Source organism: Amycolatopsis eburnea (genome assembly GCF_003937945.1).
In the GTDB taxonomy this organism is placed as follows: Bacteria; Actinomycetota; Actinomycetes; order Mycobacteriales; family Pseudonocardiaceae; genus Amycolatopsis; species Amycolatopsis eburnea.
On the sequence record NZ_RSEC01000046.1, the window covers coordinates 365,016 to 382,765 of the forward strand.

Sequence of the window (17,750 nt, forward strand, 5' to 3'; positions counted from 1 at the left end):
CGTCGGTTACTGTTCGCGCCATGACCTCGCGCGCCGCCCCCAAGCCGCTGATCTCCCACCGCCGCGGCACGGGCGAGATGATCGTGCTCAAGACGTTCCTCCTCGTGCCGTTCGCGGCGCTGCTCATCGCGATCCCGCTGGTCTGGGGCTGGGGCATGACCTGGCTCGACCTGATCCTCGCCGCGGTGTTCTACGTCTTCGCGACGCTGGGCGTGACGGTCGGCTACCACCGCTACTTCACCCACGGCGCGTTCAAGGCCCCGCGCCCGCTGCGGGTGGCGCTGGCCATCGCGGGCAGTATGGCGGTCCAGGGTTCGGTGATCTTCTGGGTGGCCAGCCACCGCCGCCACCACGCGTTCGCCGACCGCGAGGGCGACCCGCACTCCCCCTGGCTGTTCGGCACCTCACCGGCGGCGCTGCTGCGCGGCTTCTGGCACGCGCACATGGGCTGGATGTTCGGCCGCGAGGTCACCAACGCGGACCGCTTCGCCCCGGACCTCGTCGCGGACGACGACCTGCGCTGGGTGAACCGCTACTTCTGGCTGTGGATCACCCTCAGCCTGGCGCTGCCGGCGGTGCTGGGCGGCCTGATCAGCTGGTCGTGGTGGGGCGTCGTGACGGCGTTCTTCTGGGCCGGGCTGGTGCGCATCGCGTTCCTGCACCACGTTTCGTGGTCGGTCAATTCGGTGTGCCACCTGATCGGCGAGCGGCCGTTCGCCAGCCGCGACAAGGCGGCGAACTTCTGGCCGCTGGCGGTGCTGTCGATGGGCGAGTCCTGGCACAACTCCCACCACGCGGACCCGACGTGCGCGCGGCACGGGGTGCTGCGGGGGCAGGTGGACATTTCGGCGCGGGTGATCCGGACGTTCGAGCAGCTGGGCTGGGCGACGGACGTGCGGTGGCCGAGGGCGGACCGGCTGGCCGCCAAACGGGCCTGAGTTCACCCACGGTAACCTTCTCTCGCGGACAGTGATCCGCGCATCCGAACAAGTACACAGAGGGAGAGAGCGCGTGGTGCACCACGACCACGCCGGTGGCGGCGGCGAAGGCGGCGGCAACACCGGCAACTGAGGTCAGCGCTCTCCAGGGAAGGGAATGAAGCCACGTTGGCGTGATGTGGCTTCGTTTTCACCGCTGCGGCCAGCGGAACGCGATCCCGTACTCCTCCCTCGGCTGGCAGCTCCCCTCGAAGGTGTGCTGCACGAACCCGTCGCCGACGTCGAGCAGGCGCGGATCACCCGGCGCCGGCCGCCGCAGCCGTTCCACCTCGAGCTGCTCCGCGTACCACCAGCAGGCAGCCGGCAAGCAGGCCTCGTCGAACTTGACCCGGATCGTCAGCCCGCCCGGCGCGACCCCGTGGTGGTCGACCTCGACGCTGATCCACCGCCGCACTTCGTCGAGTTTCCAGTCCAGTGCCTCGGAAACGAACGCGTAGCGCTCGCCCAGCCGCAGCTTCCGCCGGAACCGCAGCCGGGCCAGCACGGGGTCGCCCGGGTCCTCGCCGGGCACCGCGACCAGGCGGCAGTTCCACAGGGCGACCACCGGCAGCTCGGTGAGGTTCCCGGACCACCCGGTCCCCGCTTGGACGTCGTAGCCGTCGAGACCGTCCTTGCGGGCGACGATGTCCCGTTCGGTGATGCGGCGCAGCGCCGTCCGCCGGTGCATGACGACGGTGACCAGCATCCGCTCCACGAACACCGGCTGCGCGCCCTCGGACGGGGCACGGAACTCCTCCGGGCTCCCGCCGCCGGGCGGTGTTCCCGTCATGGCCGACCGCCCGATCTCCACGTAGGGCAGCCAGTCTTCGCCTTCGAGGTGCCCGAGCCGGCCTGCCACGGCGGCGGCGAGCATTTCCAGCGCGCCGGCCCAGGCTTTGTTCATCGGCGTGTTCGACAGCGGTTTGCGGGCCCCGAAAAGACCGCGCACCTCGGCCAGCTGCCCGAACCGTTCACCGAGGGTCGGCGCCCAGCCGCTGTCGGGAACGGGCGGCAGCCGGAACGCCGCGAGCAGGACGAAATGCTCCCGCGGTTCCACCACCGAGCCCACTTTGCCGATTTCGTCGACGACGAGTCCCCAGACCGCGAATGCACGCGTTTCCGGACTGGCCGACGGTAGCGAAGCGGTCGGGGCGACGAGGCAGCCGAGCACGTTCGCGGAGCCGTTCGACGACGGCTCGGCCGCACGCCTGAGGGCTCCGAGCAGGTCATCGTCGCGGCGCCGGGCCAGCGATCCCAGCGCCGCCTTTTCGGGAAGCCCCGGCAAAGATCGACAATCGGCAGAAAAGTCCGGCAAGCAGAAACACCTCCGCACCACCAAAGATCATTTCCGATCGCAGCCCCCGCGCGGCACCCTGAAAGGAGCGTACTAGTACACCATAGAGAGGGGTAGTACGGTGGGCAATGGGGAACGCGACCGGGACGATTCCCGGAGACTGCGGAAATTGATCAAAGCCGGCCTCACCGGAATCGGCGGGCTCTATTTGATCACCGGCTCGATGGCGGTGACCACGATCGGCGCGGTCGTCGCGCTGGCGCTCGCCGCTGTGCAGCGAGCCGCCGAGTGACTACGCCAGCTGCTGCCGCACCGCGGACGCGAAACGCAGCGCCGCGCTCGGGTCCGTCTGGCGGAAGCCCAACGACGGCTCCGTCAGCTCCAGCTCCAGCAGCAGTGGCTTCCCGTCCGCCCCGCGCACCAGGTCCACCCGGGCGTACAGCAGCTCGGCCCGCAGGATCCCCAGCAGCGCCGAAGCCGCGTCGAGGACGTCTTCGGCCAGTGCCAGCGCTTCCGCGGGCGGCGAAGCCGGTGCCAGCTTCTCCGTCAGGTACAGGCCGGAGGCGTCCATTGTGGACCCCAGCATCGCGCCCTTCGAGAAGGCGTGCGAGTAGATCCCGCCCAGGTAGACCAGCGCCAGCTCGCCCGAAGTGTCCACACTGGACTGGTACGGCTGGATCAGCGCCGTGTGGCCCTCGGCGTGCAGCGCGGCCACGTGCGCGGAAGCGTCGGCCCCGGCGGTGAAGCGGGCCGCGCCGCGCGAGCCCGCGCCCACCGACGGCTTCACCACGAAGTCCGTGGCGGGGAAGCGGGCGTCGTCGCCGGGCGCGGCCAGTGCGGTCGGCACCACGGCCAGACCCGCGTCGAGCAGCTCGGTCAGGTACGTCTTGTCCGTGTTCCACCGGACGACGTCGGCGGAGTTCAGCAGCGACGGGACCGATTCGCACCAGTCGAGGAACTCCGGGCGGCGGGCGGCGTAGTCCCAGGTCGCGCGCAGGACGACCGCGTCCGCCGCGGCGAAGTCGAACGACGAGTCCCACGGTGCCCACGACACCGAGAAGCCCAGTGACGCCAGCGCGGGCACGACAGCGTCGTCGTCGCCGTCGCCTTCCGGCAGCTCCGAACAGCTGACCAGGACCGCGGTGGGGCTCACCTGCCCGCCATCTTGCGGCGGTGCTCCGGGCCGATCTTCGTGGCCTGCACCGTCTCCGCGTCCCACGTGGCCGGTGCGAGGTCCTCGACGGCCTCGACCAGTGCCTCGCCGGTTGCGATGGTGGGCACTACGACGTCGCCGAGCGCGCCGTCGGCGCCGACGAGCACGACGCGGGCGCCCGCCCGGCCGATGTTCTCCACCACCGCGCGGGACGGCTTGCCGTGCGCCTTCACGAACTTGCGGGCCGCACCCAGCTGCGCGCTGGTCGGCGGAACAGTCTCTTCAGCCACGTTCCGAACCATAACGAAGAACCCGCCGGAACGCGGAACAGCGTGGCGTCGGCCATAGTTGCACCGGGAGAACCCGACCCGAGGAGGACCCATGCCCACCGCAGTGCAGGTGACGAAGACCGGCGGCCCGGAAGTGCTCGAACCGGCCGAAGTGGACGTCGCGGGCCCGGGGGCCGGCGAGCTGCTGGTCGACGTCGCCGCGGCCGGCGTGAACTACATCGACACCTACCAGCGCCAGGGCATCTACCCGATGGAGCTGCCCTTCGTGCTCGGCCTCGAAGGCGCCGGGACGGTCGTCGAAGCCGGCGATGGCACCGGCTTCGCGCCCGGCGACCGCGTCGCGTGGCAGGGCTCGATCGGCAGCTACGCGGCCCGCAAGCTCGTCCCGGCGTCGGTGGCCGTCCGGGTACCCGAGGGCGTCTCCCTCGAGACCGCCGCCGCGACGATGCTGCAGGGCATCACCGCGCACTACCTGGTCGCCTCGACCTTCGAGGTCAAGCCGGGCCACGACGTGCTGGTGCACGCGGCCGCCGGCGGCGTCGGGCTGCTGCTGGTCCAGCTGGCGAAGGCGCGCGGGGCCCGGGTCATCGGCACGGTGTCGACCGAGGAGAAGGAGAAGCTCGCCCGCGAAGCCGGCGCCGACGAGGTGATCCGCTACGACCGCGACGACTTCGCCAAGCTCACCCGCGAGCTGACCGGCGGCGAGGGCGTCGACGTCGTCTACGACGGCGTGGGCAAGGACACCGTCGACGGCAGCCTCGCCAGCCTCAAGGTCCGCGGCCTGCTGGCGCTGTTCGGCGCCTCGAGCGGCCCGGTCCCGCCGCTGGACCCGCAGCGCCTCAACGCGGGCGGGTCGCTGTACCTGACCCGCCCGACGTCGGTGCACTACACGCGCACGCGCGAGGAGATCGACTGGCGGTCGAAGGAGCTGTTCGACGCGATCCTCGCGGGTGAGCTGACCGTCCGCATCGGGGGCAAGTACCCGCTGGCCGACGCCCGCCGGGCCCACGAAGACCTCCAGGCCCGGCGCACGACCGGCAAGCTCCTGCTCATCCCCTGACCGTAGCTTTCACGTGAAAGCTACGGTCAGCCCTGGTTGCCGGGGACCGAGACGGCGTCGGTGACGAAGACCAGGGTCTCGTTCGGCTTGATCCCCCGGCCGCCCTCGCGGTACGCGAGGTCGGGCGGGATGATCAGCAGGCGGCGGCCGCCCTGCTTGATGCCGGTGAGGCCCTGGTCCCAGCCCGGGATGACCTCGCCCGCGCCCAGGTTCAGGTCGAACGTCTCGCCGCGGTCGTAGGAGTTGTCCAGGACCTTCTTGTCCGACCACGTCACGAGCAGGTAGTTCATCTTCAGCTTCTGCCCGGCCGCGGCCGCCGGACCGGTGCCCTCGGACAGGTCCTTCGTGATCAGCTTCTTCGGCGGGTCGCAGTCGTCCGGGACGGTGATCTCGGGCTTTTCGCCGAACTTCCCCGTCGTCTTGATGTCCTCGGCGGCGCACTCGCGGCCCTTGCTCTGGGTCGCCGGGGCGGCGTTGGACGAGGGGACGGCCGGGCCCGCCGGGGCCGCCGTTTCGGTCTTGGCGTCCTGGCCGCACGCGGCCAGCGACAGCGCCGCCGCGGCGACGACCACGAACTTCCCGATCTTCTGCATGCGAGGCACCCTAGCCAAGCACGGAGAGTGCCGGTACCTCGTCACCGGTCCGGACCACGCCGAGCCGCCGGGTCGCGCGCGTCAGGGCCACGTACAGGTCGTTGAGCCCGCGCGGCGAGCCCGCGACGACCTCGTCCGGCGCCACCAGCACCACCGAGTCGAACTCCAGGCCCTTCGACCGCTCGACCGTCAGCACGCTCAGCCGCTCGTCCGACGCCCCGAGCAGCTCCGAAACCGCCTCGAGCCGGGACGGCGGCACCAGCACCGCCACCGTGCCACCGTCCACTTCGGACAACTCGCGCGAAACCAGCCCGGGCAGCTCCGCGGCGAGCGATGCCGGGCGCGCCGACCACGGCGGCACCCCGGTCTCCCGCACCGAAGACGGCGCCGCCAGCTCCGGGGACACCTCCGCGAGGACCCGCGCGGCCACGGCCATGATCTCGGCGGGCGTCCGGTAGTTCACGGTCAGCTCTTCCAGCCGCCACCGGTCCGCGACGTACGGCGAGAGCACCTCGCCCCACGACCGCGCCCCGCCCGCCGCGCCGGTCTGGGCGACGTCGCCGACCAGCGTCATCGAGCGGTTCGGTGAGCGGCGCATGAGCAGCCGCCAGTCCATCGCCGAGAGCTCCTGGGCCTCGTCGACGATCACGTGCCCGAACGTCCAGGTCCGGTCCTGCGCCGCCCGCTGGGCCGCGGTCAGCTCGCTGCGCGCGACCTGGCGCTCGGCGAACAGCTCGGCGTCGAGGACGTCGGAGACGCGCAGCAGCTCCTCGTCGATGATCTCCTCGTCCTGCTCGAGGATGTCGAGCACGCCCTCGGCGTACGCGCGGTCCTCGCGCTCACGGCGTTTGCGCTCGACGCGGGCTTCGGTGTCGTCGACGCCGATCAGCTCGGCCAGCTCGTCGAGCAGCGGCACGTCGGCGGGCGTCCAGCGCGCGTCCCGTCCGCTTTCCAGCAGGGCGCGATCCTCGGGCGACAGCAGTTTCCGGGCCGCGCTGTCCAAGCGTTCGCGGTCGGCGAACAGGTCGTCGAGGACGCCTTCCGGGGTCAGCACGGGCCACAGCGCATCCAGCGCCGCGGCGACGTTCTCGTCGGCCGCCAGCTCGGCCCGGATGTCCTGGAGGTCCTGCCCGTCGAGCAGGTCGTCCCCCAGCTTCCGCGCGGCCTGCCGGGTCAGCGCGTCGAGGACGTCGGAGACGAACAGGCGCCGCGCCGGGTTGTGCGGGCGGCGCGAACGGCGGGCACGGGTGCGCGCGTCGGCGCACGTCTTGCGGTCCAGGCGCAGCACGTCGTGCTCGTACTCGATCTCCAGCACCGGCTCGGGCACGCGCTGGCGGTCGCGGACGGCGTTGGCGAGCACGTCGGCCATCACCAGCCGGCCCTTGACCTCGGTGGTCTCGCGGGGTTCGGCGCCGTCGGCGTCCAGGCCCGGGTAGAGCTGCCCGATGGTGGCCAGCAGCACGCCGGTCTCGCCGAGCGACGGCAGCACCTGGCCGATGTAGCGCAGGAACGTGCTGTTCGGCCCGACGACCAGCACGCCGCGCGTGGTGAGCTGCTGCCGGTGCGTGTAGAGCAGGTAGGCGGCGCGGTGCAGGGCGACGGCGGTCTTGCCGGTGCCCGGCCCGCCCTGCACGACCATGACGCCGCCCAGCGGGGCGCGGATGATGCGGTCCTGCTCGGCCTGGATGGTGGCGACGATGTCGCTCATCTCACCCGTGCGCCGCTGCTCCAGGGCGGCCAGCAGCGCGGCCTCGCCGGCCAGCCCGAGGTCCTGGCCCTGGTCGGCGGCGGTGAGGTCGAGGACCTCGTCGTCGAAGCCGGTGACCTTGCGGGTCAGCGACCGCAGGTGCCGCCGCCGGCGCACCCCTTCGGGCGACGCCGCGGTGGCGAGGTAGAACGGCCGCGCGACCGGCGCCCGCCAGTCGACGAGCAGCGGCTTGTAGTCGTCGTCCTCGTCGAACAGCCCGAGCCGGCCGATGTAGGTGGTTTCCTCGGCGCTCCCGGGGACGAAGTCGAGCCGCCCGAAGGCGAGGCCCTGCTCGACGGAGCCGAGCTGGGCGAGCCGGTCGGTGTAGAGGGTGGTGGCGACGTCGCGCTCGGTCCGGGCCTGCGGGGTCCCGCCGGTCAGCCGCAACGTCTCGTCGAGGCGGCGCTGGGCGTCGGCGCGCTCGGCGTCGAGCTTCGCGTAGAGCGTGGTGACGTACGCCTGCTCGCGGGCGAGCTCGGCGGAGAAGTCGTCCGAAGACAAAGATCCTGCTTTCGCCTCAAGGAAAAGAGCCAACAGAGTCTAACGGCGGTCGCCGCGCGATCATTCCGTCCCGAGGGCGCAGTACGGGGAGATCTCGCCGGCCCGGACGGCGACGGGCAGCACCTTCTCCCCCGGCGCGCACGACACGTCCGCCGGCGGCAGCTGCGCACCCCCGGTGATTTGCCCGTCCGGGGCACGGAACACCACCGCGGCACCGCGGCTGGTCAGCGCACGGCAGTTTCCGGAGCGGTAGCGGACCCCTCCGGGGACGACGTCGGCGGTCACGGGCGTGAAGCCGCCGAGGGACTCCGAGGGCAGCCAGGTGACCGGGCCGACGGCGGGCCGGTCGAGGACGACGCCGATCCGCTGTCCCGGGGTGAGCGCCGGCACCTCCACGGTCCGGGTGCCGGCCGTGACGACGATCCGGTAGGCGGCGAGGGTGCTGGTGTTCTCCAGCACGGCGGCACCCGGGCCCTGTTCGGCGACGCGGACGGCGCCGCCGTCGGGGGCCGGGCCGGGGACCGCGGTGATCTTGGCCGGGATGGCGCAGCCGGTCCCGAGGAGCCGGTTCTGGTCGAGGTCGACCCGGCCCCGGCCGAGGAGGACGAGCAGGCCCAGGACGACGACCGCGGCGGCCGCGGTCCCGATCCGTCTCAGAACGGCAGGCCGAGGGTGGGCAGGCCGATCGCCGAGTCGACGGCCAGCGCGACGAACACGATCATCAGGTACGTGTTCGAGCGGTGGAACAGCGCCATCGGCTTGGTCTCCTCACCGCGCCGCACCGCGGCCTGCAGGCTGTGCGCGTAGAAGAGGAACCAGCCGCCGGCGAGGATGGCGAAGGTGCCGTACAGCCAGGACGTCACCGGGAGCAGCAGCAGCGTCCAGGCCACCATCACCCACGAGTAGATGACGATCTGGCGGGCGACGTGCTGGGCGGTGGCGACCACCGGCAGCATCGGGACGCCGGCGCGCTCGTAGTCGTCGCGGTACTTCATGCCCAGCGCCCACGTGTGCGGCGGCGTCCAGAAGAAGATGACGCCGAACATCACGAACGCCGGCCACTGCACGGTGCCGGTGACGGCCGCCCAGCCGATGACCACCGGCATGCAGCCCGCCGCGCCGCCCCAGACGACGTTCTGCGACGTGCGCCGCTTCAGGCCGAGCGTGTAGACGAAGATGTAGAAGAGGATCGTCGCGACCGCGAGGATCGCCGAGAGCAGGTTCACCGTGAGGTAGAGCACGGCGGCCGAGGCGACGCCCAGGACCAGGCCGAAGATCAGCGCGCCGCGGCGGGGCACCGAGTCCTTGACCAGCGGGCGGCGCTTCGTGCGGTTCATCACCTTGTCGATGTCCGCGTCGATCACGCAGTTGAGCGCGTTCGCGCTGCCCGCGGCCATCGTCCCGCCGACCAGCGTGGCCAGGACCAGCCACGGCGACGGGATCTGACGGCCGGCGAGGAACATCGCCGGGATGGTGGTGACGAGGAGGAGCTCGATCACCCGCGGCTTCGCGAGCGCCGCGTAGGCGCCGACGACCCGGCGGAGGCTTCGCCGCTCACCGTGCGGTCGCTCACCGGTCGGGTGCACCGCGCTGGTGTCGTCACTGCGTCCGTGCGCAGCGTTCACCAACGACATTTCACTCCCTGCGTCAGGTTCGGGCGGGGCCAGTCCGGGTAGCCGGAGAACCAGCCCTACTGAACCCTCGAACGATGTTAGACGTGGTGAATCCCGTGGGTGATCGCGGGTCCTCGACAGCCCGAAGCACTAGGCTGGCCGCGACGGGCCGCGATTGCCCCTGCGCATGGCCGCGAGCAGGAATATCGTCCCTTCGGGATCGATTGAGATGAGTAGCCGCGCACACGGGTGACCGGAACGAGGAAGACCAGCCGCAACCATCATGACCGGGAGTTGGAGTTCAGTGTCCGAAACCGCCACTACCAGCGAGAACAACCCACTCCTCCGGCGCAACGTGCCCGCCGACTGGACCGAGACCGACACCCGCGCCGTGGACACCGTCCGGGTGCTCGCGGCCGACGCGGTCGAAAACTGTGGCAGCGGCCACCCCGGCACCGCGATGAGCCTGGCGCCGCTGGCCTACACGCTCTTCCAGCGCACGCTGCGTCACGACCCGAACGACCAGAACTGGCCGGGCCGCGACCGGTTCGTCCTCTCGGCCGGGCACTCGAGCCTGACGCTCTACATCCAGCTCTTCCTCGCCGGCTACGGCCTCGAGCTCGAGGACCTCAAGCAGCTGCGCAAGTGGGGCTCCAAGACCCCGGGCCACCCGGAGTACCGCCACACCGACGGCGTCGAGACCACCACCGGCCCGCTCGGGCAGGGCCTGGCCAACGCCGTGGGCATGGCGATGGCGGCCCGCCGCGAGCGCGGCCTGCTCGACCCGGACGCCGCGCCCGGCGAGAGCATCTTCGACCACTTCGTCTACGTCGTCGCCTCCGACGGCGACATCGAAGAGGGCGTCACCTCCGAGGCGTCGTCCATCGCGGGCCGCCAGGAGCTGGGGAACCTGATCGTCTTCTACGACGACAACAAGATCTCGATCGAGGACGACACCAACATCGCGCTGTCGGAGGACACCGTCGCGCGCTACGAGGCCTACGGGTGGCACACCCAGGTCGTCGAGGGCGGCGAGGACGTCGTCGCGATCGAGGAGGCGATCAAGGCCGCCAAGGCCGAGACGCAGCGGCCGTCGTTCATCGCGCTGCGGACCGTCATCGGCTACCCGGCCCCGAAGAAGATGGGCACCGGCAAGGCGCACGGCGCCGCGCTGGGCGCCGAAGAGGTCGCCGCGGTCAAGGAGATCCTGGGCTTCGACCCGGAGCAGTCGTTCCAGGTCGAGGACGAGGTGCTCAAGCACACCCGCCAGGCGCTCGACCGCGGGAAGGCCGCGCACGCGGAGTGGACCAAGAAGTTCGAGGCGTGGGGCGCCGCGAACCCGGAGCGCAAGAAGCTGGCGGACCGCCTGTCCACCCGCACGCTGCCCGAGGGCTTCGCCGACAACCTGCCGAAGTGGGAGCCGGACGCCAAGGGCATCGCCACCCGCAAGGCCTCCGGTGAGGTGCTGAACGCGCTGGCCGACCCGCTGCCGGAGCTGTGGGGCGGCTCGGCCGACCTGGCCGAGAGCAACAACACGACGATGAAGGGCGCCGACTCGTTCGGTCCCGAGAAGGCCGCCACCGACATGTGGCAGGCCAACCCGTACGGCCGGACGCTGCACTTCGGCGTCCGCGAGCACGCCATGGGCTCGATCCTCAACGGGATCGCGCTGCACGGCGGCACCCGCCCGTACGGTGCGACGTTCCTCATCTTCTCCGACTACATGCGCCCGCCGGTCCGGCTGGCCGCGCTGATGAAGGCGCCGGTCACCTACGTGTGGACGCACGACTCGATCGGCCTCGGCGAGGACGGGCCGACGCACCAGCCGATCGAGCAGCTCTCCGCGCTGCGCGCGATCCCGGGCCTCAACGTCGTCCGCCCGGCGGACGCCAACGAGACCGCGTACGCGTGGAAGGCGGTCCTGGAGGACATCCACCACCCGTCCGGCCTGGCGCTGACCCGCCAGAACGTGCCGGTGCTCGAGGGCACCAGCGCGGAGGGCGTCGCCAAGGGCGGGTACGTCCTGGCCGACTCCGACGGCACCCCGGACGTGGTCCTCATCGCCACCGGTTCCGAGGTCCAGCTCGCCGTCGAGGCGAAGAAGACCCTGGACGCCGACGGCGTCAAGGCGCGAGTCGTGTCCATGCCGTGCGTCGAGTGGTTCGACGCGCAGGACGCGGCCTACCGCGAATCCGTCATCCCGGCCGGGGTGAAGGCCCGCGTGTCCGTCGAGGCGGGGATCGCCCAGTCGTGGCACCGCTTCACCGGTGACGCCGGGGTGAACGTTTCGATCGAGCACTTCGGCGCCTCCGCCGATGCCGCCACACTGTTCCGTGAGTTCGGTTTCACCGCGGAAGCAGTCGTCGAGGCCGCGCGCCGCTCGATCCAGAACACCAAGAATTCCTGAAGGGGATGACAGTAATGAGCAACGACAAGCTCGCCGCGCTGTCCGAGGCCGGTGTCTCGATCTGGCTCGACGACCTCTCGCGTGAACGCCTGAACACCGGCAACCTGGCCGGCCTGATCCGCGACAAGCACGTCGTCGGCGTCACGACCAACCCGACGATCTTCGCCAACGCGATGTCGAAGGGCGACGCCTACGACGAGCGGACCCGGGAACTGGCCGCCCAGGGCGCCGACGTCGAGGCGACCATCCGCGACCTGACCACGACCGACGTGCGCAACGCCGCGGACCTGTTCCGCGAGGTCTACAACGCCACGAACGGCGTCGACGGCCGTGTCTCGATCGAGGTGGACCCGCGCCTGGCCAAGGACACCGGCAAGACGGTGGCCGAGGCGAAGGACCTGTGGAAGACCGTCGACCGGCCGAACGTGCTGATCAAGATCCCGGCCACCGAAGAGGGCCTGCCGGCGATCACCGCCACGCTCGCCGAGGGCATCAGCGTCAACGTCACGCTGATCTTCTCCGTGGAGCGCTACCGGGCCGTCATCGAGGCCTTCTTCGCCGGCCTGGAGCAGGCCAAGGCCAACGGCCACGACCTGCGCGGCATCCACTCGGTCGCGTCGTTCTTCGTCTCCCGCGTGGACACCGAGATCGACAAGCGCCTGGACGCCATCGGCACCGACGAGGCCAAGGCCCTGCGCGGCAAGGCCGCCGTCGCCAACGCCCGGCTCGCCTACGCGGCCTTCGAGGAGCTGTTCGCTTCGGACCGCTGGAAGGCCCTCGCGGCCGACGGCGCCAACGCGCAGCGCCCGCTGTGGGCCTCGACCGGCGTGAAGAACCCGGACTACTCGCCGACGCTCTACGTCGACGACCTGGTGGTCAAGGACACCGTCAACACCATGCCGGAGAAGACCCTGGACGCCGTCGCGGAGCATGCTGAGCTCAAGGGCGACCAGGTCACCGGGCGCGGCGCCGAGGCGCAGGAGGTCTTCGACCGGCTGGCGGCCGCCGGCATCGACATCACCGACGTCTTCCTGGTGCTGGAGAACGAAGGCGTCGAGAAGTTCGAGAAGTCGTGGACCGAGCTTCTGGAGACCGTGAACGGGCAGCTCGAGAAGGCGAAGGGCTGAAGCACGACATGACCACAGGTGAGAAGACCGGCGTCGAGATCGTGGACGCCGCACTGGCGGAGCGCGCCGCGCCGCTGGCCGACCGGCTGGTCGCCGACCAGGCCGCGTCGAAGCTGGCGGCGCAGGACGCGACGCTCTGGGGGCCGGACGCCGAACCCGAGGCGTCGATCCGGCTGTCGTGGACGACGCTGCACAAGTCGTCGCGGCCGCTGATCGGCGAGATCGAGGCGCTGCGGACCGAGCTGCGGTCCGAAGGCGTCGACCGCGTCGTGCTGGCCGGCATGGGCGGCTCGTCGCTGGCGCCCGAGGTGATCACCGCGACCGACGGCGTGCCGCTGACCGTCCTCGACACCACCGACCCGGGCCAGGTCGCCGACGCGCTCGCCGGCGACCTGGAGCGCACGGTGATCGTGGTGTCGTCGAAGTCGGGCGGCACCGTCGAGACCGACAGTCACCGGCGGATCTTCGCGAAAGCGTTCGCCGACGCGGGGATCGATGCGGCGCGGCGGATCGTGGTCGTCACCGACCCGGGCTCGCCGTTCCAGGAACTGTCCGAAAAAGAGGGGTACCGCAAGGTCTTCCTCGCCGACCCGCACGTCGGCGGCCGCTACTCGGCGCTGACCGCGTTCGGGCTCGTCCCGGCCGGGCTGGCCGGCGCGGACGTCGCCCGGCTGCTCGACCAGGCCGCTTCGGTGGCCGACGAGCTGGCCGCGGACTCCGCGGACAACCCGGCGGTCAAGCTGGCCGCCGCGTGGGCCGCGGCGCACGAGGCGGGCGCCGAGAAGGTCGTGCTGGCCGACACGGGCTCCGGGATCAAGGGCTTCCCCGACTGGGCGGAGCAGCTGATCGCCGAGTCCACCGGCAAGCAGGGCACCGGCCTGCTGCCGGTCGCGGTCGAAGGCCCGGAGGCGGCCGGCTTCGCCGACGCGAAGTCGGACGCCACGGCCACCGCGGTCGGCAGCCCGCAGGGTGCGGCGAAGATCGCCGTCACCGGCTCGCTCGGCGCGCAGTTCCTGCTCTGGGAGTTCGCGACGGCGCTCGCCGGCCGGCTGCTCGGGATCAACCCGTTCGACCAGCCGGACGTCGAGGCGGCCAAGAAGGCGGCCCGCGCGCTGCTGGACGACCCGGAGAAGCTCAAGGGCGGCGAGGCCGCGTCCAATGTGGACGGACCGGTCGAGATCTTCGGCAGTGACGGCGTTTCCACGGACGGCAGCCTGACCGACGTGCTGCGCGCGTTCTTCGCTTCGGCGCCGGACGCGGGCTACATCGCGGTGCAGGCCTACCTCGACCGGCTCGACGACGCCTCGACGTCCCTGCTGCGCGGCGAGATCGCCAAGCGCACCGGGAAGCAGACGACGTTCGGCTGGGGACCGCGGTTCCTGCACTCCACCGGCCAGTACCACAAGGGCGGGCACCAGAACGGCGTGTTCCTGCAGCTGACCGGCGCGGTCGAGCAGGACCTCGACGTGCCGGACCGGCCCTACACGCTCGGCCAGCTGCAGCACGCGCAGGCACTGGGTGACGGGCAGGTGCTCGCCGAGCACGGCCGCCCGGTGCTGCGTCTGCACCTGACCGACCGGGCCGCGGGCCTCGCGGCGGTCGTCCGCGCGGTACAGGAGGTCGGCGCATGACGTGGAGCAACCCCCTTCGCGATCCGCGGGACAAGCGGCTCCCCCGGATCGCCGGGCCGTCCAGCCTGGTGATCTTCGGTGTCACCGGCGACCTGGCCCGCAAGAAGCTGATGCCCGCCATCTACGACCTGGCCAACCGCGGGCTGCTGCCCGCGGGCTTCTCGCTCGTCGGGTTCGCCCGGCGCGACTGGGAGCACCAGGACTTCGGCGAGCTCGTGCACGACTCGGTCAAGGAGCACGCGCGGACGCCGTTCAAGGAGTCGGTGTGGAACCGGCTCGCCGAAGGCATCCGGTTCGTGCAGGGCACCTTCGACGACGACGACGCCTTCGACCGGCTCGCGCAGACTGTGAAGGACCTCGACCAGGAACGCGGCACCGGCGGCAACACCGCGTTCTACCTGTCGATCCCGCCGAGCGCGTTCCCGGTGGTGACCAAGCAGCTGGCCCGCTCCGGGCTGGCGAACGCCGACGACAAGACGTGGCGGCGCGTGGTCATCGAGAAGCCCTTCGGGCACGACCTGAAGAGCGCCGAAGAGCTGAACGCGATCGTCAACGACGTCTTCCCCGAGGAGTCGGTGTTCCGCATCGACCACTACCTCGGCAAGGAGACGGTGCAGAACATCCTGGCGCTGCGCTTCGCGAACCAGCTGTTCGAGCCGATCTGGAACGCCAACTTCGTCGACCACGTGCAGATCACCATGGCCGAGGACATCGGCCTCGGCGGCCGCGCGGGGTACTACGACGGCATCGGCGCGGCCCGGGACGTCATCCAGAACCACCTGCTGCAGCTGCTGGCCTTCACCGCGATGGAGGAGCCGCTGTCGTTCGAGCCGCGGGCCCTGCGCGCGGAGAAGATCAAGGTGCTTTCGGGCACCAAGCCGCTCGGGCCGCTGAACAAGACGAGCGCGCGCGGCCAGTACGCGGGCGGCTGGCAGGGCGGCACGAAGGTGCCGGGCCTGCTGCAGGAAGAGGGTTTCGCGAAGGACTCGAAGACCGAGACCTACGCGGCGGTGACCCTCGAGGTGCAGAACCGCCGCTGGGCCGGGGTGCCGTTCTACCTGCGCACCGGCAAGCGGCTCGGCCGCCGCGTCACCGAGATCGCCGTCGTGTTCAAGCGGGCGCCGCACCTGCCGTTCGACTCGACGTCGACCGAGGAGCTGGGGCAGAACGCCCTGGTCATCCGGGTGCAGCCGGACGAGGGCATCACGCTGCGGTTCGGCTCGAAGGTGCCGGGGACCACGATGGAGGTCCGCGACGTCACGATGGACTTCGGCTACGGCCACGCGTTCACCGAGTCCTCCCCCGAGGCCTACGAGCGCCTGATCCTCGACGTCCTGCTGGGCGAGCCGTCGCTGTTCCCGGTGAACGAAGAGGTCGAGCTGTCCTGGAAGATCCTGGACCCGATCCTCGACCACTGGGCCAAGGAAGGCGCGCCCGAGCAGTACCCGCCGGGCACCTGGGGGCCGCCGTCCGCCGACGAAATGCTGGAGCGCACCGGCCGGAAATGGAGGCGCCCGTGATCATCGACCTGCCGTCCACCACGACTTCGGCGTTGAACAAGAAGCTGGTGGAGATCCGCGAACAGGGCGGGCAAGTGGCGCTCGGGCGGGTGCTGACGCTGGTCATCGTGGCCGACGACGACGCCAGGCTGGAAGAGGCGATCGAAGCGGCCAACGGCGCCAGCCGCGAGCACCCGTCGCGGGTGATCGTGGTGGCCAAGGGCGCCCGCACCGCGGCCCCGCGCATCGACGGCCAGATCCGCGTCGGCGGCGATGCCGGCGCGAGCGAGGTCATCGTGCTGCGGCTCTACGGCCCGCTGGCCTCGCAGGGCCAGAGCGCGGTGGTGCCGCTGCTGCTGCCGGACGCGCCGATCGTCTGCTGGTGGCCGGGTGCCGGCCCGAAGGACCCGGCGAACGACCCGCTGGGCCAGCTGGCGCAGCGCCGGATCACCGACTCCGCCGCGGAGAAGAGCCCGGTCCGGGCCCTGACCACGCGCGCGAAGGCGTACACCGCGGGCGACACCGACCTGGCGTGGACCCGGCTGACCCGCTGGCGGGCGCAGCTGGTGTCGGCGCTGGACCTGCCGCCGTTCGAGAAGATCACCGGCGCGACGGTGACGGGTGAGGCCGACTCGCCGTCCACCGAGCTGCTGGCCGGCTGGCTGGCGGAGTACCTGAAGGCGCCGGTGAAGCGCGTGAAGAGCGCGGGCGCGGCCGGGATCATCTCGGTGACCCTGGACCGCCGCTCCGGGCCGGTGGAGCTGCACCGCCCGGACGGCCGCGTCGGCACGCTGACCCAGCCGGGCCAGCCGACCCGCCGGATCGCGCTGCAGCGCCGCAACAACCAGGACTGCCTGATCGAGGAGCTCCGCCGGCTCGACCCGGACGAGATCTACGAGGCGGCCCTGCACGGCCTGGGCAAGATCGCCACGGGCACCAACGGCAAGACGGGAGCCCCGCCGAAGGCCGACGTCACGTCCCCCGCCGCCGCGGCGGCGGCCGGTGCCAAGAAATGAGCAAGACGGAAGTAGTCGTCTACGCGAACCAGGACCTCCTGGCCGCCGCGGCGGCCGCCCGGCTGGTCACGCGGCTGGTGGACGTCCAGGCGGCCAAGGGCACGGCGTCCCTGGTGCTGACCGGCGGCGGGACGGGCATCGCGGTGCTGTCGGAGCTGCGCGCTTCGGCGGCCCGCGACGCGATCGACTGGTCCCGCCTCGACATCTACTGGGGCGACGAGCGGTTCGTCCCGGCGGATTCGGACGAGCGGAACGAGAAGCAGGCCCGCGAGGCGCTGCTGGACCACGTCCCGCTGGACCCGAAGCGCGTCCACGCGATCGCGGCGTCCGACGGCGAGTTCGGTGACGACGTCGACGCCGCGGCGGCGTCGTACGCCTCGGTGCTGGCGGACAACGCCGGCCCGGAGGACCACGGCAACGTCCCGACGTTCGACATCATGCTGCTGGGTCTCGGCGGCGAGGGCCACACGGCGTCGGTGTTCCCGGAGTCGCCCGCGGTGTACGAGACCGAGCGTTCGGTGGTGGCGGTGCGCAACTGCCCGAAGCCGCCGCCGACGCGGGTTTCGCTGACGCTGCCGGCGATCCGGCAGGCGCGGGATGTGTGGCTGATGACGGCGGGTTCGGCGAAGGCGGACGCGGTGGCGTTGGCTCTGTCGGGGGCCGGTGAGGTTCAGCTGCCGGTGGCCGGGGCCCGCGGGCACCGGCGGACGCTGTGGCTGCTGGACCGGTCCGCGGCGGGCAAGCTGACAAAGGTGTACCAGCCGCCCACGGCCTAGCTTTTCGGTGGTTCGTGAAGGCCACCTTGAGGAACTTGAAGTTCCTCAAGGTGGCCTTCACGGCTT

At 71.4% G+C, this 17,750-nt stretch carries 16 protein-coding genes; 9 read left to right on the forward strand and 7 right to left on the reverse strand.

Translation table 11 applies throughout. The annotated features are described in order from the left end of the window. The first annotated feature begins 20 nt into the window (after positions 1–20). Positions 21–938: an acyl-CoA desaturase gene (locus EIY87_RS20975; protein WP_125310744.1), complete on the forward strand. Its 918-nt coding sequence runs from the start codon at positions 21–23 to the stop codon at positions 936–938. A 190-nt stretch (positions 939–1,128) separates the two neighbouring features. On the opposite strand, the gene EIY87_RS20980 is transcribed toward EIY87_RS20975, so the two are convergent. Next, positions 1,129–2,262, reverse strand: coding sequence for a hypothetical protein (locus EIY87_RS20980; protein ID WP_225439960.1), 1,134 nt, complete (start codon positions 2,260–2,262; stop codon positions 1,129–1,131). 178 nt (positions 2,263–2,440) lie between these two features. On the opposite strand from EIY87_RS20980, the gene EIY87_RS48935 reads away from it, so the two are divergent. After that, complete coding sequence (locus EIY87_RS48935; RefSeq protein WP_263855616.1) at positions 2,441–2,563, forward strand: hypothetical protein; 123 nt, start codon at positions 2,441–2,443, stop codon at positions 2,561–2,563. On the opposite strand, the gene EIY87_RS20985 is transcribed toward EIY87_RS48935, so the two are convergent. Beyond that, entirely contained in the window at positions 2,564–3,424 is an 861-nt protein-coding gene (locus EIY87_RS20985; protein ID WP_125310747.1) for an ATP-grasp domain-containing protein, read from the reverse strand. After that, positions 3,421–3,714, reverse strand: a complete 294-nt coding sequence (locus tag EIY87_RS20990) for a hypothetical protein (protein WP_225439961.1) — start codon at positions 3,712–3,714, stop codon at positions 3,421–3,423. The genes EIY87_RS20985 and EIY87_RS20990 overlap by 4 nt, the downstream gene beginning before the upstream one ends. Before the next feature lie 91 nt (positions 3,715–3,805). Here EIY87_RS20990 and EIY87_RS20995 point away from each other — a divergent pair, with 91 nt between their 5' ends. Next, on the forward strand, positions 3,806–4,774 hold the full coding sequence (locus tag EIY87_RS20995) for a quinone oxidoreductase family protein (protein ID WP_125310753.1): 969 nt from the start codon (positions 3,806–3,808) through the stop codon (positions 4,772–4,774). A 26-nt stretch (positions 4,775–4,800) separates the two neighbouring features. Here EIY87_RS20995 and EIY87_RS21000 read toward each other — a convergent pair whose 3' ends face one another. The 4 genes from EIY87_RS21000 to EIY87_RS21015 all read right to left on the reverse strand — a co-directional run bounded on the left by EIY87_RS21000 (position 4,801) and on the right by EIY87_RS21015 (position 9,249). Then, a complete protein-coding gene (locus EIY87_RS21000) occupies positions 4,801–5,367 on the reverse strand; it encodes an FKBP-type peptidyl-prolyl cis-trans isomerase (RefSeq protein WP_125310756.1) in 567 nt (188 codons plus the stop codon). Positions 5,368–5,377: 10 nt separating this feature from the next. After that, entirely contained in the window at positions 5,378–7,615 is a 2,238-nt protein-coding gene (locus EIY87_RS21005) for a HelD family protein (RefSeq protein WP_191984204.1), read from the reverse strand. 60 nt (positions 7,616–7,675) lie between these two features. Beyond that, a complete protein-coding gene (locus tag EIY87_RS21010; RefSeq protein WP_125310761.1) occupies positions 7,676–8,074 on the reverse strand; it encodes a hypothetical protein in 399 nt (132 codons plus the stop codon). 194 nt (positions 8,075–8,268) lie between these two features. Beyond that, on the reverse strand, positions 8,269–9,249 hold the full coding sequence (locus EIY87_RS21015) for a heme o synthase (protein ID WP_125310764.1): 981 nt from the start codon (positions 9,247–9,249) through the stop codon (positions 8,269–8,271). 283 nt (positions 9,250–9,532) lie between these two features. Here EIY87_RS21015 and tkt point away from each other — a divergent pair, with 283 nt between their 5' ends. From tkt to pgl, 6 genes are read left to right on the forward strand one after another with little or no spacing between them, the layout of a single operon-like run. Then, positions 9,533–11,635, forward strand: coding sequence for a transketolase (gene tkt / locus EIY87_RS21020; protein WP_125310766.1), 2,103 nt, complete (start codon positions 9,533–9,535; stop codon positions 11,633–11,635). A gap of 14 nt (positions 11,636–11,649) precedes the next feature. Continuing rightward, a complete protein-coding gene (gene tal, locus EIY87_RS21025) occupies positions 11,650–12,762 on the forward strand; it encodes a transaldolase (RefSeq protein WP_125310768.1) in 1,113 nt (370 codons plus the stop codon). 8 nt (positions 12,763–12,770) lie between these two features. Beyond that, positions 12,771–14,393: a glucose-6-phosphate isomerase gene (locus EIY87_RS21030; RefSeq protein ID WP_125310770.1), complete on the forward strand. Its 1,623-nt coding sequence runs from the start codon at positions 12,771–12,773 to the stop codon at positions 14,391–14,393. Next, positions 14,390–15,913 carry a glucose-6-phosphate dehydrogenase gene (gene zwf, locus EIY87_RS21035; RefSeq protein WP_125310772.1) on the forward strand — a complete coding sequence of 508 codons (1,524 nt, stop codon included), beginning with the start codon at positions 14,390–14,392 and terminating at the stop codon, positions 15,911–15,913. The genes EIY87_RS21030 and zwf overlap by 4 nt, the downstream gene beginning before the upstream one ends. Then, positions 15,910–16,908 (forward strand): glucose-6-phosphate dehydrogenase assembly protein OpcA, encoded by a 999-nt coding sequence (gene opcA / locus EIY87_RS21040; protein WP_125310774.1) that lies wholly within the window; start codon positions 15,910–15,912, stop codon positions 16,906–16,908. Before zwf ends, opcA begins: the two co-directional genes overlap by 4 nt. After that, entirely contained in the window at positions 16,905–17,684 is a 780-nt protein-coding gene (gene pgl, locus EIY87_RS21045; protein ID WP_125310776.1) for a 6-phosphogluconolactonase, read from the forward strand. Before opcA ends, pgl begins: the two co-directional genes overlap by 4 nt. Positions 17,685–17,750 lie beyond the last annotated feature (66 nt).

What these genes read in the sequence shown, in the direction of transcription:
- EIY87_RS21015 (WP_125310764.1), bottom strand. Translation starts at nt 9,249, where the DNA reads ATGTCGTTGGTGAACGCTGCGCACGGACGCAGTGACGACACCAGCGCG.
- tal (WP_125310768.1), top strand. Translation starts at nt 11,650, where the DNA reads ATGAGCAACGACAAGCTCGCCGCGCTGTCCGAGGCCGGTGTCTCGATC.
- EIY87_RS20975 (WP_125310744.1), top strand. Translation starts at nt 21, where the DNA reads ATGACCTCGCGCGCCGCCCCCAAGCCGCTGATCTCCCACCGCCGCGGC.
- EIY87_RS20995 (WP_125310753.1), top strand. Translation starts at nt 3,806, where the DNA reads ATGCCCACCGCAGTGCAGGTGACGAAGACCGGCGGCCCGGAAGTGCTC.
- zwf (WP_125310772.1), top strand. Translation starts at nt 14,390, where the DNA reads ATGACGTGGAGCAACCCCCTTCGCGATCCGCGGGACAAGCGGCTCCCC.
- pgl (WP_125310776.1), top strand. Translation starts at nt 16,905, where the DNA reads ATGAGCAAGACGGAAGTAGTCGTCTACGCGAACCAGGACCTCCTGGCC.
- EIY87_RS21000 (WP_125310756.1), bottom strand. Translation starts at nt 5,367, where the DNA reads ATGCAGAAGATCGGGAAGTTCGTGGTCGTCGCCGCGGCGGCGCTGTCG.
- EIY87_RS21030 (WP_125310770.1), top strand. Translation starts at nt 12,771, where the DNA reads ATGACCACAGGTGAGAAGACCGGCGTCGAGATCGTGGACGCCGCACTG.